Consider the following 13007-nt stretch of genomic DNA (forward strand, 5'->3'; position numbering starts at 1 on the left):
TCCAACTTCGGTATCCGCTATGCCAGAACTGCTGCTCGAACTCTTTTCCGAGGAAATCCCGGCCCGCGTCCAGCGACGCGCGGCGGACGACCTCAAGAAGGCCGTGACCAATGCGCTGGTCGATGCGGGTCTGGTTTACGAGGGTGCCAAGGCATTCGTGACGCCGCGCCGGCTGGCGCTGACCGTCACCGGCCTGCCGGCTCGCTCGCCCGATACGCGCGAAGAAAAGAAGGGCCCCAAGGTCGGCGCCCCGCAGCCGGCTATTGACGGCTTCCTGCGCTCGGCCGGGCTGACCTCCATTGATCAGGCCAAGATCGAAAGCGACCCGAAAAAGGGCGATTTCTATATCGCCCAGATCAACAAGCCGGGCGCCGATGCGGTGGATTTGCTGGCGACCATCCTGCCGAAAATTCTGGCCGATTTCCCCTGGCCGAAGTCGATGCGCTGGGGCAGCGGCAGCTTTAGCTGGGTGCGCCCGCTGCGCGCCATCACCGCGACCTTCGGCGCGGAAAATGAAGAGCCGGTGGTTATCCCCTTCGCCTCCAACGAAATTTCCGCCGGGCAGACCACCTATGGTCACCGGTTCCTGGCGCCCGACGCCATCCGCGTGCGCCGCTTCGATGACTATGTGACGGCGCTGGAGCGCGCCAAGGTGGTGCTCGATCTCGACCGCCGCAAGGACATCATCAAGAGCGATGCCGAGCAGCTGGCCTTTGCCCAGGGCCTGACCGTCATCGCGGACGAAGGCCTGCTCGAAGAGGTTGCCGGGCTGGTCGAGTGGCCGGTGGTGATGATGGGTGCGTTCGATCCTGCCTTCCTCGAATTGCCCGAGGAAGTGATCATCGCCACCATCCGCGCCAACCAGAAATGCTTCTGCCTGCGCGATGGCGCCGGCAAGCTGGCGCCCAATTTCATCATTACTGCCAATACCATAGCCAGCGATGGTGGCGTGGTGATCACCGCCGGCAATGAGCGCGTCATCCGCGCCCGACTCAGCGATGCGGCGTTTTTCTATCATGGCGATCTGGCGTTGCCCCTTGAGCATGGCCTGCCAAAGCTCGAAGAAACCGTGTTCCACGCCAAGCTGGGCAGCCAGTTTGCCCGGGTCGAGCGGCTGGTCAAACTGGCGGCTGAAATCGCGCCGCAGGTGGGGGCCGATCCCGAGCGCGCCAAGCGTGCGGCGATGCTGGCCAAGGCTGATCTGACCACCGGCATGGTCGGTGAATTCCCTGAATTGCAGGGGTTGATGGGCCGCTATTACGCCGCCGCCCAGGGCGAGCCGGCGGACATCGCGACTGCGGTGGAGATGCACTATAAACCATTGGGGCCAACCGATATTGTGCCCACCGAGCCGACGTCAATGGCGGTGGCGCTGGCCGATAAACTCGATCTTTTGACCGGCTTCTGGGCCATCGATGAGAAGCCGACCGGGTCGCGCGACCCCTTCGCTTTGCGTCGGGCGGCGCTGGGGGTGATCCGGATTATCACGGAAAATTCGCTGCGCTTCCCGCTCAAGGTTGAGGCGGATTTGCTGGCGTTTTTCCATGACCGGCTCAAGGTGACTTTACGCGATGCCGGGGCGCGGCATGATCTGGTTGATGCGGTGATTTCGGCCGACAGCAACGACATTCTGCAGATCGTGCAGCGCTCCGAAGCGCTGTCGGCGCTACTGTCGTCGGCGGATGGGCAGAACCTGCTCGCCGGCTATAAGCGCGGCGCTAACATCTTGGCAGCAGAAGAGAAAAAGGACGGCAAAGCCTATGCTGGCGCCGTCGATCAGGCGGCTTTGCGGCTGCCCGAAGAGGAAGCGCTAGCGCTGGCGGTGGATGCGGTTCATGCCGCCGTGGCCCGCCATGTCGGCACCGATGACTACAAGGGCGCCATGGCTGAACTGGCGACTTTGCGCGGCCCGGTGGATGCGTTTTTCACCGCCGTTTTGGTGAATGACGCCGATCCGGCGGTGCGGGAAAATCGCCTGAACCTGCTGGCGCGGCTGCGCGACACCATGCATCTGGTGGCAGATTTCTCCAAGATTGCTGGCTGATTTCTGCCAGCATGCTGGCAGATTTCTTGCGGTTTTCTGGTGATTTTCTGACGGGCTGAAACTTTTTCGGCTTTCATGCACTATCCATCACGCCGCATAGGCGTGATGGGGGACTGCATGTCGGTCGGATTACTCGCTCTACTGGATGACGTCGCGGCCATCGCCAAGGTCGCAGCGGCCTCGCTGGACGACATTGCCGGGCAGGCGCTCAAGGCCGGCACCAAGGCGGCGGGAGCGGTGATCGATGACGCGGCCGTCACCCCGAATTATGTCGATGGTTTTGCCGCCGACCGCGAATTGCCCATCGTCGGCAAGATCGCTTTGGGGTCGATCAAGAACAAGCTGATCTATCTGCTGCCGGTGGCGCTGCTGCTGAGCAGTTTTCTGCCGTGGCTGATTGCGCCGCTGCTGATGTTTGGCGGGGCCTATCTATGTTTCGAGGGCGCTGAGAAGGTGTTTGCGGCCTGGTTTCCGCATGCCGCGCATGGCGTCGAGGCCGAAGTGGAGCCGGTGGTCCAGACGGCGACGTCGCTGGAAGAGACACGGGTGAGCGGGGCGATCAAGACCGACTTCATTCTCTCGGCTGAAATCATGACCATCGCGCTGGGCGCGGTGGCGACCGACAATATCTGGGTCACGGCGATGGTGCTGGCGCTGGTGGGCATCGGCATCACGGTGGTGGTCTATGGCGGGGTGGCGCTGATCGTCAAAGCCGATGATGTCGGACTGGCGCTGGCGCGCAAGGGCCGGACCCATACTGGGCGGGCGTTTGGGCGGTTTTTGGTGCGGGCCATGCCGCGTTTCATGAGCACGCTGGCGGTGGTCGGTACGGCGGCGATGATCTGGGTGGGTGGGTCGATTGTGATCCATGGGCTGGCCAGTTTTGGCCTCGACCATGTCGAGCATTTTATCGAGCATAATGCGGAATGGGTGGTGGGGCTGGTGCCGGCCGGGATGGCGGGCATCACCCACTGGACCGCTCAGGCGGCGCAGGATCTCGTTGTCGGCATTGTGGTCGGCGCGCTGCTGATCCCGCTGGTGGAGCATGTGATCGTGCCGGCTTGGCATGGGATGAAGGGGTTGTTGCCGAAGCGGGGGCTTTCCTAGAGCGCACCCCACCCACAGTGTCACCCCGGCCTTGAGCCGGGACCCATCCCCCGATCGCGCCGGTGGGACGATCTCAGGATGGGTCCCGGCTCAAGGCCGGGGTGACATCGAGTTTTGGGAGAGATGAAGGCTACACCGGCGGCATCAGGGGATCGCGGCGCTTCGTCTTGTAGGGGGCCATGCCCTCGTTGGCGAGTTGGTCGGCGCGTTCGTTGAGTTCGTGGCCGGCGTGGCCCTTGACCCATTTCCAGGTGATGGTGTGGCGCTTGGTGGCTTCGTCCAGGGCTTGCCAGAGTTCGAGGTTTTTCACCGGCTTCTTGTCGGCAGTGCGCCAGCCGTTCTTTTTCCAGCCATGCATCCAGCTCTGGACGCCGTTTTTGACATATTGGCTATCAGTGTGGAGTTCGACGGTGCAGGGGCGCTTGAGGGCGTTGAGCGCTTCGATGGCGGCGGTCAGCTCCATCTTGTTATTGGTGGTCAGCTGTTCGCCGCCACAGAGTTCCTTGGTCTTGTCGCCATATTGCAGGATGGCGCCCCAGCCGCCGGGGCCGGGATTGCCCGAACAGGCGCCGTCGGTGTGGATGATGACTGTATCGGTCATGGAAATTTCCGGAATCGTGCTGCTGGCCAACACTAGGGGCTTGGGCAAATGCGGGGATAAGTGCCTAGCGGGGAACGGCGGCTTCGATGGTGCGGAGTTCGCGCGGGATGTTGAAGGCGATGTTTTCCTTGGCCGTCACCCGGGCTTCGACCTTGATGTCGTAGCGCTGGGCAAAGGCCTCGATCACCTCATCCACCAGCTTTTCCGGGGCGGAAGCGCCGGCCGACACGCCGAGGCTCTTGATGCCCTCAAGCCGGCTCCAGTCGATCTCGGACGCCCGGTCAACCAGCATGGCGATTTTGCAGCCGGCGCGCTCGGCGACTTCCACCAGGCGCAGGGAATTGGAGGAATTGGACGAGCCCACCACGATCATGGCGTCGACTTCGGGGGCGACGGCCTTGACCGCTTCCTGCCGGTTGGTGGTGGCGTAGCAGATGTCTTCCTTGTGCGGCGCGGTGATCGCCGGGAAGCGCTGCTGCAGGGCGGTGACGATCTCGCGGGTGTCATCGACCGACAAAGTGGTCTGGGTGACGAAGGCGAGGTTCTGTGCGTCGCGCGGGGTGAAACTGGCGACATCGGCCACGGTTTCGATCAGGGTGATCGAGCCAGAGGGCAACTGGCCCATGGTGCCGACCACTTCGGGGTGACCCTTATGGCCGATCAGCACGATCTCGTGACCTTCGGCAAAATGACGCTGGGCCTCGACGTGAACCTTGCTCACCAGCGGGCAGGTGGCGTCGAGAAAGAACATGTTGCGGGTCTTGGCCTCGGCCGGCACCGATTTGGGCACGCCATGGGCCGAGAACACCACCGGCGCCCCGGTTTCGGGGATCTCGCTCAGTTCCTCGACAAAGATAGCACCTTTGTCGCGGAGGCCATCGACCACATATTTGTTATGAACGATGGCGTGGCGCACATAGACCGGCGCGCCATATTTTTCGAGCGCAAGCTCAACGATCTGGATCGCCCGGTCGACGCCGGCGCAAAATCCGCGCGGAGCGCAGAGCAGAATGTCTAGTTGTGGCCGCTTTTCCATATCAGTCAGATGCTTTCGCTGGTGCAGCAAGTCAAGCCTTGTTGCGGTCGCACGAGGTCATAGGCAATATGGCCCTTCAAATATGGCAAGGACTTAACGGTGAGTTTGGCGCAGGAAATGTTCGCGATTGCCCCGGCTCTGGGGGAGGCGAACCTGTCCGCCAGCCAGCTTAAGCTGCTGGCCGGCAAGGCACGCTGGATTTTCCGCGTCGGTGAAGCCGGCTTTCCCACCGTGCCGACCATCGCCATCACAAGGGCGGCCTGGGAGGCTTTGCAGGCCGAACGCCTGCGCAAGGATGCAAGGCTGCGCACCCATTGGGTCGGTTGCCTGTTCCGCCTCGTCGGCAAGGATGGCACGCCGCCGGCGCTGGTGGTGCGGACTTCCGCCGCCCAGCATAATGGCGGGCTGATGTCGGCCAAGCTGGGCATTGCTGCGCCCGCCAATCCCGAAGATTCGGTCGATCCGACCAAGCCGCTGGCCAAGGCGATCAAGAATGCCTTCGACTCCTATGGCTTCGGTCCCGGCTGGACCGGGCGGCAGGACGAAGATCGCGGCAAGCAGATCGTGCTGGTGCAGGCGCTGGCCGCTGGCGCGATCGAGCAGTTTCTCACCCGCAACGCGACGACGGGCGCCATGGGGCCAGCCCCGGTGGATGGCTCGCCGCTGCCCCGACTGCCCGAGTCGGTGCAGGCGCTAGTGGCGCTGATGGATGCCAAGGCTGGAAGGCATATGTGCTGCAGTGTCGCCATCCAGCGCGGCCAGGTGGTGTTTATCTCCGCTCGTCCGTCGCAGGTCTCGGCGGCGGCCGACCTTGAAGCGGCGGTGGATCGGGTCAACCGCAAGGTGTGGTCGGCGCAGAATGCCGTCAGCCGCATCGACCCCACCCGCATGGCGCAATTGCTGCACCCCAGGCTCCGTTCAGCCGAAGGCGTGGCGCCCATCGCCATGGGGCTGGGCGTATCGCCCGGCGCGGCCAGCGGGGCCATCGTCTTTACCCCCGAGGACGCGGCGCGGCTGCGGGCACGAGGCAAGCATTGCATTCTGGTGGTCACCGAAACCGGCCCGACTGACATCGAGGGCATGAAGGCCGCAACCGGCATTCTGACGGCGCGCGGCGGCATGACCAGCCATGCCGGGGTGATCGCCCGTATCACCGGCAAGCCCTGCGTCGCCGGGGTGCGCACCCTGACGGTCGATACGGCGGAAATGACCTGCCGCATCGGCGACCGCGAATTCCGCAGCGGCGACCGGATCACCATCGATGGCAGCGACGGCGCGGTCTATGTCGGCATGCTGCCGCTGGCCCAGCCCCATATTGGCGGCGCTATCGGGAAGCTCTTGGGCTGGTCGGACGCCAGCCGCACCATCTCGGTGCGCACCAATGCCGAAACCGTCGAATCGGCGATGACGGCGCTGAGCTTTGGCGCCGAGGGCATCGGGCTGGCGCGTAGCGAGCATATGTTCTTTTCCACCGAACGCATGGTGGCGCTGCGCCGCATGATCCTGAGCGAGGACGAGGCGGACCGCAGCCGGGCCATCGCCGGGCTGGTGGATTATCAGACCGGGGATTATTCGGCGCTGTTTTCGGCGATGCAGGGGCTGCCGGTGACGGTGCGGCTGTTTGATCCGCCGTTGCATGAGTTTTTGCCACGCACCGAGGAAGATATCCAAGAAACCGCCGCTTCGCTGGGGCTGGCGGTGCGGACGCTGCGGCTGCGGCTGGAGCGGCTGGCCGAAAGCAATCCGATGCTGGGCCATCGCGGGGTGCGGCTGGCCATCACCTATCCCGAAATCCTCTCGATGCAGATGCAGGCGCTGATGGCCGGCGTGCGCGCCGCCAGCGAGACGCAGAACGCGCCGGTGGCCGTCGAAGTGATGGTGCCGTTCGTGTCGACCGCCACCGAAGTCGCGTTTGTGCGCGAGCGGGTGATGCAGATCGCCACCAATTCGGGGCTGTTGCGCAGCGAGCGGGCCAAATTTTCCTTCGGCACCATGATCGAGCTGCCGCGCGCCTGCCTGCGGGCCGGCGATATCGCCCAATTGGTCGATTTCTTCTCCTTCGGCACCAATGATCTGACCCAGACCACTTTCGGCATTTCGCGCGACGATGCGCCGACCTTCCTCGCCGAATATCAGCGCAAGGGCGTTTATGAACGCGACCCCTTCGTCTCGATCGACGAGAAGGGGGTCGGGGAAATGATCGCCATCGCCATCCAGCGGGGCCGGGCGGCCAACCCCAATCTCAAGATCGGGATTTGCGGCGAACATGCCGGCGATCCGGCCTCGCTGAAATTCTTTGCCGGCTTGGGCGTCGACTATGTGAGTTGCGCACCCTATCGTGTGCCGGTGGCGCGGCTGGCGCTGGCGCAGGCTTCGGCTTAAACAACGACGTGACGATCCCTATATGCAGGGGACAGGCCGGAATTATATGCCGGCGCAATGGGATGGGGACGATACCGACGTGAAATTATTGCCGGTTCTAGCGCTGCTGCCACTGTTTGCCATGCCCTCAACCGCCGTGCTGGCCCAATCGGGCGTCGCCCAATGCACCGCTATCGCCACCGATGGCGAGCGGCTGGCCTGCTATGATGCGATCTTCCTGAGCGGCGATGGCGGGGCCAATGCGCTCAGCGTCTCGCTGCAATCCGAGCAACTGATTCCGGCGCGGCCCAGCGGGCGAGCCCCGGCCACCATGACCGTCTCCTGCGGCGATGATGGCGTGCTGCGGGTGGCGTTCAGCTTTGCCGGCAACACCATGTCGGCGCTGGGGCGCGATGCGGGCATTACCCTGCAATATGATCTGCAGGCCGGGCGCAGCCGCACGCTGCCGGTCAATCCCGAGAACACCGCCATCCTGCTCAACACCACGGCGGACGCGGCCACTTTCCTCGATGGCCTCAACGGCGCCACCAATCTCACGGTGCGGGTGACCCCGGTCAATTCACGCTCGCTGAGCGTGCGGTTCCGGGTCGATAGCTTCGTCGAGGAAGTCGCGCCCGTGGTTGCGGCGTGTAGTTAGCCGGGTCGTTCGCTAACCCAGTCCCAACCACGGTGTCACCCCGGGCTCGACCCGGGGCCCATCTCGAGATCTCAGGATGGGTCCCGGCTCAAGGCCGGGATGACATCGAGTGTGGAATGACATCGCGTGTTCCGCTAGACATCCCTGCGACAAATCCGCCAATCACAATCCTGCCCGAAGCTGGCCATGGTTAACCCATGGCCGTGCCGCAATGCCTGTTTACCGGCTGCTAACCCTAATCAGACATCATCACCTTTGTCGGCATTCTAGCGTCACTTTCGCCGATCAGTAGTTTTGTTGCGTAGCGTTGAGTAGCGTTTAATGGCTTCTTCCCACCGGTCGGTGCGTTCGCGCCCGGCCCGAGCGGTTCGCCGCCATCCCTTCACCAGGTTGCTGGCTGTCGGGATTTTTTGTGGTCTCGGTTATGCCGGGCTCACCAATGGCGCGTTTGGCCCTGCGGCCGAGCTTGGCGATGCTTTGCCGTCCGACGTCGATCTCGTAGCTGCCTCGATTTCCTATTCCGGCGCTGATCCGGTGATCACCGGCTCGGTCGATCATCTGTTCCAGACCGCCAGCTTTACCGGCCCCAACCGCGCCGCCAAGACCGACCGGCTGCGCCCCAAGGCTGACGTGCTGGCCATTTCACGCAGCTTTCAGGAAGTCCGCACCAGGCTCGCCGCCTTGCGTGGCGCCCCGCTCGATCCGACCGATCTGGGCCAGTCGCGACTGGCGGCCATTCCGGCGACGGGCGATGTGGAAATCGGGCCGCGCATGTCGGTGGCGTCCATCAACCCCTCGACGGCTGCGGCGCTTGACGCCATTGCCGGGATTGCCCCCACCGCAGCGGCGCTGCCGCTGCCGGCCATGGCTTCCGAACAGCTGGCTTATGCCAGGGCCAATAACCCGGTCACCGGGGGCTTTTCGACCGGCAGCGCCATGCAGGTGTCCGACAAGGAACTCTGGTGCCTGGCGACGGCGATCTATTTTGAAGCGCGCGGCGAGAGCTATCGCGGTCAGGTGGCGGTGGCGCAGGTCGTGCTCAACCGCGTCAAGGATCATCGCTATCCCAGCACCATCTGCGGCGTGGTGTTTCAGAACCAGGCCCAGCGCAATGCCTGCCAGTTCTCCTTTGCCTGCGACGGCATCCCCGAAACCATCAATGACCGCGAGTCCTGGGCGCAGGCCGAAGATATTGCGCAGCGCTTCACCGCCGGTTCGCTCTATCTGACCGAAGTGGCCGACGCGACGCATTACCATGCCACTTACGTGCGCCCAGCCTGGGCCCCGCGCATGACCAAGGTCACCCAGATCGGGCTGCACGTGTTCTACAAGTTCAAGAGCGGCTGGCTGTTCGGCTAGTTCCGGCTGGATTGGTAATAGGTGAAGGACCCGGCGACGCCGGTGCTGAAGCCTGACCAGGCGCCGTGGCTCCAGTAGCGGAAGAAATTCCGGTCCGGCTCGGCGCTTTGCACGCTGATGCCCGGATACTGGACGTGGCGGGAGAACATGGCGTCGGAGGAATAGGTGCCGGTATCGGTGGTGGTGATGGTCACATAGCTGACCTTGCCGGCTTCGACCTTTTTGACGCGCGCGGTGGCCAGCGGGTCGGTGGCCACCCAGTCCTCATAATCAACGAGATAGTCGCGCTCCTCGAAGCGCACCAGGCGCGAGGGGTCGACGCCATGGATGGCTGATTCATCGCCGAAGGCCTGCAGCACCACGCCGGGACCGATGGCGGCCAGGGCGGTGGCGCAGACGGCCCCCAAGGTCATGCCGAGCAATAGATGGCGATCTGGCAGATTCATGGCGGTCCGTCCCGAAATGAAGCGTATGGCGGCATTGTCTTAACCACTCAGAAACCATAATGGCCTGAACCGGGCAAAGTTAATTGCTTGTTAAGGTTAATGTCCCCAGCGCCGACGGCGACGGTCAGGCGGCAATGGCCTCGAAGGCGGCGATGAAGCGGTCATGGGCTTCGCGGGTCGGCCAGGGGCGGATCAGCCGGTCGAAGGCGTCGACATCGAAAGCCGGCAGGCTGGGGGCGCCGAAGAATTTGCGGGCCTCGGCTTCGGCGAAACCGGCCAGATGGATGGCCTCGAAAAACGCGGCTTCGCGGTCGGCTTTCTTGACCTGCTTGGCCAGGGTCGCGGGCATGCTGGCAGGCAGCGAAAAGCGCAGATAGATCGCCGAGAGCAGACGATTTTCCACGTCCTTGTAATTGCCGCCCATCGCCGCCTTGAACGGGGAGATGATGTCGCCCATCACATATTCGGGGGCGTCATGCAGCAGCGCCTGGGCCTGCGCCGCCGGCTCGCAATCGGGATTGTGGGCGCGGAACAGCTCGAGCACCAGCACCGAATGCTGGGCCACCGAAAACGGGTAATCCCCATGCGTCTGGCCATTCCAGCGGGCAACGCGGGCGAGGCCATGGGCGATGTCGGAGAGTTCGACATCCATCGGTGAAGGATCGAGAATATCGAGCCGGCGGCCAGACAACATGCGTTGCCAGGCGCGCGTGGAATTGCGTGTCATGGGATCCCAAATGCTAACGGACAGTCAGCGCCGAGAGTAGCCAAAGCACACGATTCGCTAAAACGTAATCGGCGGAAGGGGGCGTGTTCACTGACACTTTCGCCCCTAAAGCGACGTCATGTCTGTCTGAGACTATCGGCTCTTTTCCTCCCTCCCCCTTGAGGGGAGGGCCGGGGAGGGGGTGGCATCGTGGCTAACTGGACGACCCCCACCCTCAATCCCTCCCCTCAGGGGGGAGGGAGGCGCAGGAACCGATACGCCAAAGCTGACTAGGTGATCAGTCCTCAGCCGGGGTGGTCTCGCCGAAGGCGTAGCTGGCCCAGGCGGGCAGGGTGACGGTGACCGGTTTGCCGTCGACGGTGACGGCATCCAGATCGGTGAGGCGGTCGAGGCGGAGGATGGCGACGGCGCTGCCATCGACCACTTGCCCGATCGTGCCGGCGTCGCGGCTGCCGGCGGTAACGGCACTGCCGGCGGGGGCGGTGATGCCCGAGACGATGACCGGACGGCGGCGGGCGGTGCCGCGATGCTTCATCCGGCTGACCACTTCCTGGCCGACATAGCAGCCTTTGACGAAGTCGATGCCCTCGGTGATGTCGAGGCCCAGATCATGGGCGAAGGCGTCATTGGCGGGGAAGTCATTGCCCTGAACCGGGATGCCGGCGGCGATGCGGGCAGCCTGATAGGCGTGATCGTCCTGCATCCAGCTTGCGCTGGCCGCCACCGGGGCGATGACGCGCCAGCCGAGCTGGACTGGGCCAAGCCTGTCGGCGTGGCTGACCAGAGCGGGTTCGGCCGTGGTGGCGAAGCCGACGCGGTGGCTGTCGCGCAGATCGTCGATCACGGCCTGCGCGCGCAGGCGGTACATTTTCATCCGCTTGAAGAAATCATCGGCGACCGATTGGTGGACATCGACCCAGATGGCGTCCTCGGCCTGGCCGGCCAGCCCCTCGGCCAGGATCTTGCCCTGTGGCGAGAGCAGTGCCCAGGCGGCAGCGGTGCCGATTTCGTCGGCGGTGGGGATATGCCCGGTCACCACATCATTAAGCAGCTTGTGCGCATCGGGCCCGGAGAAACGGAACACGGCACGATCGGCGCGGAGATGGATGGTCATGATCTACTTGCTTCCCGGACGGAGCGTCCGCTAAACCGGCCTGAGAGATAGACAGGCGGGGACCAGACATGGCGCAGTACGACACTATTTTCAAGAACGCGACCCTGGTCAACCAGGACGGCGAGGGCTTGGCCGATATCGCGGTGCGTGACGGAAGGATCGTGGCGCTGGGCAATGTTGGCGACTCGGCGACTGAAATAGTGGACTGCACCGGGCTGCATATCCTGCCCGGCGTCATCGATACGCAGGTGCATTTCCGCGAGCCGGGGCTGACCCATAAGGAAGACCTGGAATCGGGCTCGCTGTCGGCAGTGATGGGCGGCGTGACCGGGGTGTTTGAAATGCCCAACACCAATCCGCTGACCACGACGCGCGAGACCTTCGAGGCCAAGATCGCCGCCGGCACCAACCGCATGCATTGCGACTTCGCCTTCTATATCGGCGGCACGCATGAGAATGTCGGCGAGCTGGCCGAACTGGAAAAGCTGCCGGGCTGCGCCGGCATCAAGGTGTTCATGGGCTCGTCCACCGGCTCGCTGCTGGTGGCGGATGATGATGGCGTGGAAGCCATTTTGCGGGCGATCTCACGCCGCGCCGCCTTCCACTCGGAAGATGAATTCATGCTCGAGGAGCGCAAGCATTTGCGGGTGCCGGGCGATCCGTCGAGCCATCCGGTGTGGCGCTCGCCCGAGGTGGCGCTCAATTGCACCAAGCGCCTGGTCGGGCTGGCCCACAAGACCGGCAAGCGCATCCATGTGCTGCATATCTCAACCGGCGAGGAAATCGCCTATCTGGCCGACCACAAGGATGTGGCGAGTGTCGAAGTGACGCCGCATCATCTGACGCTGGACGAGACGGCTTATACGAAACTGGGCACCTATGCGCAGATGAACCCGCCGGTGCGCGATGCCAAGCATCGCGCGGCGATCTGGGGCGGGGTGGCCAATGGCGTGGCCGACATTCTGGGCTCGGACCACGCGCCGCATACGCGCGAGGAAAAGGACCATCCCTATCCCGACAGCCATTCCGGCATGACCGGGGTGCAGACGCTGGTGCCGACCATGCTGGACCATGTGAATGCGGGGAAACTGAGCCTGGCTCGTTTCGTGGATATGACCAGCGCCGGGCCGAACCGGCTGTTCGGTATCGCCAATAAGGGGCGCATCGCGGTGGGTTATGACGCCGATCTGACCATCGTGGACATGAAGCGCCGCGAGACGATTACCAATGAGTGGGTGAAGTCGCGCGCCGGCTGGACGCCCTATGATGGGGTGACGGTGACCGGTTGGCCGGTGGGTACGGTGGTGCGCGGCCATCGGGTGATGTGGCAGGGGGAGCTGGTGACGCCGTCGGTGGGGCAGCCGATGCGGTTTCTCGAGGCGCTGGCGGAAGCGTAAGGCGCTTCCCTCTCCCCTGAGGCCGGTGGGTGTGACACCCCCACCCTTGATCCCTCCCCACAAGGGGGAGGGAGACGATGAACACTACCATCGCAACCTGCGCCTCCCTCCCCTTCGATGGGGAGGGAATGAGGGTGGGGTGGGGCCACGAGCATTA

General features: G+C 63.9%; 11 protein-coding genes. 6 read left to right on the forward strand and 5 right to left on the reverse strand.

Annotation, left to right across the window (positions count from 1 at the left end):
* Positions 1-19 precede the first annotated feature (19 nt).
* Together glyS and ACX3OW_RS15475 are read left to right on the forward strand one after the other, a co-directional pair.
* Positions 20-2044: a glycine--tRNA ligase subunit beta gene (gene glyS, locus ACX3OW_RS15470; RefSeq protein WP_459096685.1), complete on the forward strand. Its 2025-nt coding sequence runs from the start codon at positions 20-22 to the stop codon at positions 2042-2044.
* A gap of 117 nt (positions 2045-2161) precedes the next feature.
* Positions 2162-3151 carry a DUF808 domain-containing protein gene (locus ACX3OW_RS15475; RefSeq protein ID WP_459096686.1) on the forward strand — a complete coding sequence of 330 codons (990 nt, stop codon included), beginning with the start codon at positions 2162-2164 and terminating at the stop codon, positions 3149-3151.
* Between the two features lie 130 nt (positions 3152-3281).
* Here the strand turns inward: ACX3OW_RS15475 and rnhA are convergent, their stop codons facing one another.
* Both rnhA and ispH read right to left on the reverse strand, forming a co-directional pair.
* Positions 3282-3752: a ribonuclease HI gene (rnhA, locus tag ACX3OW_RS15480; RefSeq protein ID WP_459096687.1), complete on the reverse strand. Its 471-nt coding sequence runs from the start codon at positions 3750-3752 to the stop codon at positions 3282-3284.
* Positions 3753-3816: 64 nt separating this feature from the next.
* Positions 3817-4788, reverse strand: coding sequence for a 4-hydroxy-3-methylbut-2-enyl diphosphate reductase (gene ispH / locus ACX3OW_RS15485; RefSeq protein WP_459096688.1), 972 nt, complete (start codon positions 4786-4788; stop codon positions 3817-3819).
* 99 nt (positions 4789-4887) lie between these two features.
* Here ispH and ACX3OW_RS15490 point away from each other — a divergent pair, with 99 nt between their 5' ends.
* The 3 genes from ACX3OW_RS15490 (at position 4888) to ACX3OW_RS15500 (ending at position 9166) form a co-directional block, all read left to right on the forward strand.
* Entirely contained in the window at positions 4888-7170 is a 2283-nt protein-coding gene (locus ACX3OW_RS15490) for a putative PEP-binding protein (RefSeq protein WP_459096689.1), read from the forward strand.
* A 79-nt stretch (positions 7171-7249) separates the two neighbouring features.
* Complete coding sequence (locus ACX3OW_RS15495; RefSeq protein WP_459096690.1) at positions 7250-7807, forward strand: hypothetical protein; 558 nt, start codon at positions 7250-7252, stop codon at positions 7805-7807.
* Positions 7808-8128: 321 nt separating this feature from the next.
* On the forward strand, positions 8129-9166 hold the full coding sequence (locus ACX3OW_RS15500) for a cell wall hydrolase (protein WP_459096691.1): 1038 nt from the start codon (positions 8129-8131) through the stop codon (positions 9164-9166).
* On the opposite strand, the gene ACX3OW_RS15505 is transcribed toward ACX3OW_RS15500, so the two are convergent.
* The 3 genes from ACX3OW_RS15505 to ygfZ form a co-directional block, all read right to left on the reverse strand.
* On the reverse strand, positions 9163-9612 hold the full coding sequence (locus ACX3OW_RS15505; RefSeq protein WP_459096692.1) for a hypothetical protein: 450 nt from the start codon (positions 9610-9612) through the stop codon (positions 9163-9165). The two genes, ACX3OW_RS15500 and ACX3OW_RS15505, sit on opposite strands and share 4 nt — an antisense overlap.
* 124 nt (positions 9613-9736) lie before the next feature.
* A complete protein-coding gene (locus tag ACX3OW_RS15510; RefSeq protein WP_459096693.1) occupies positions 9737-10339 on the reverse strand; it encodes a YfbR-like 5'-deoxynucleotidase in 603 nt (200 codons plus the stop codon).
* A gap of 277 nt (positions 10340-10616) precedes the next feature.
* Positions 10617-11453, reverse strand: a complete 837-nt coding sequence (gene ygfZ / locus ACX3OW_RS15515) for a CAF17-like 4Fe-4S cluster assembly/insertion protein YgfZ (RefSeq protein WP_459096694.1) — start codon at positions 11451-11453, stop codon at positions 10617-10619.
* Positions 11454-11521: 68 nt separating this feature from the next.
* On the opposite strand from ygfZ, the gene ACX3OW_RS15520 reads away from it, so the two are divergent.
* A complete protein-coding gene (locus tag ACX3OW_RS15520; RefSeq protein ID WP_459096695.1) occupies positions 11522-12850 on the forward strand; it encodes a dihydroorotase in 1329 nt (442 codons plus the stop codon).
* The last annotated feature ends 157 nt before the right edge of the window (positions 12851-13007 follow it).

This window comes from Devosia sp. A449 (genome assembly GCF_054489375.1).

What these genes read in the sequence shown, in the direction of transcription:
- glyS (WP_459096685.1), top strand. Translation starts at nt 20, where the DNA reads ATGCCAGAACTGCTGCTCGAACTCTTTTCCGAGGAAATCCCGGCCCGC.
- ACX3OW_RS15475 (WP_459096686.1), top strand. Translation starts at nt 2,162, where the DNA reads ATGTCGGTCGGATTACTCGCTCTACTGGATGACGTCGCGGCCATCGCC.
- rnhA (WP_459096687.1), bottom strand. Translation starts at nt 3,752, where the DNA reads ATGACCGATACAGTCATCATCCACACCGACGGCGCCTGTTCGGGCAAT.
- ispH (WP_459096688.1), bottom strand. Translation starts at nt 4,788, where the DNA reads ATGGAAAAGCGGCCACAACTAGACATTCTGCTCTGCGCTCCGCGCGGA.
- ACX3OW_RS15500 (WP_459096691.1), top strand. Translation starts at nt 8,129, where the DNA reads ATGGCTTCTTCCCACCGGTCGGTGCGTTCGCGCCCGGCCCGAGCGGTT.
- ACX3OW_RS15505 (WP_459096692.1), bottom strand. Translation starts at nt 9,612, where the DNA reads ATGAATCTGCCAGATCGCCATCTATTGCTCGGCATGACCTTGGGGGCC.
- ACX3OW_RS15510 (WP_459096693.1), bottom strand. Translation starts at nt 10,339, where the DNA reads ATGACACGCAATTCCACGCGCGCCTGGCAACGCATGTTGTCTGGCCGC.
- ygfZ (WP_459096694.1), bottom strand. Translation starts at nt 11,453, where the DNA reads ATGACCATCCATCTCCGCGCCGATCGTGCCGTGTTCCGTTTCTCCGGG.
- ACX3OW_RS15520 (WP_459096695.1), top strand. Translation starts at nt 11,522, where the DNA reads ATGGCGCAGTACGACACTATTTTCAAGAACGCGACCCTGGTCAACCAG.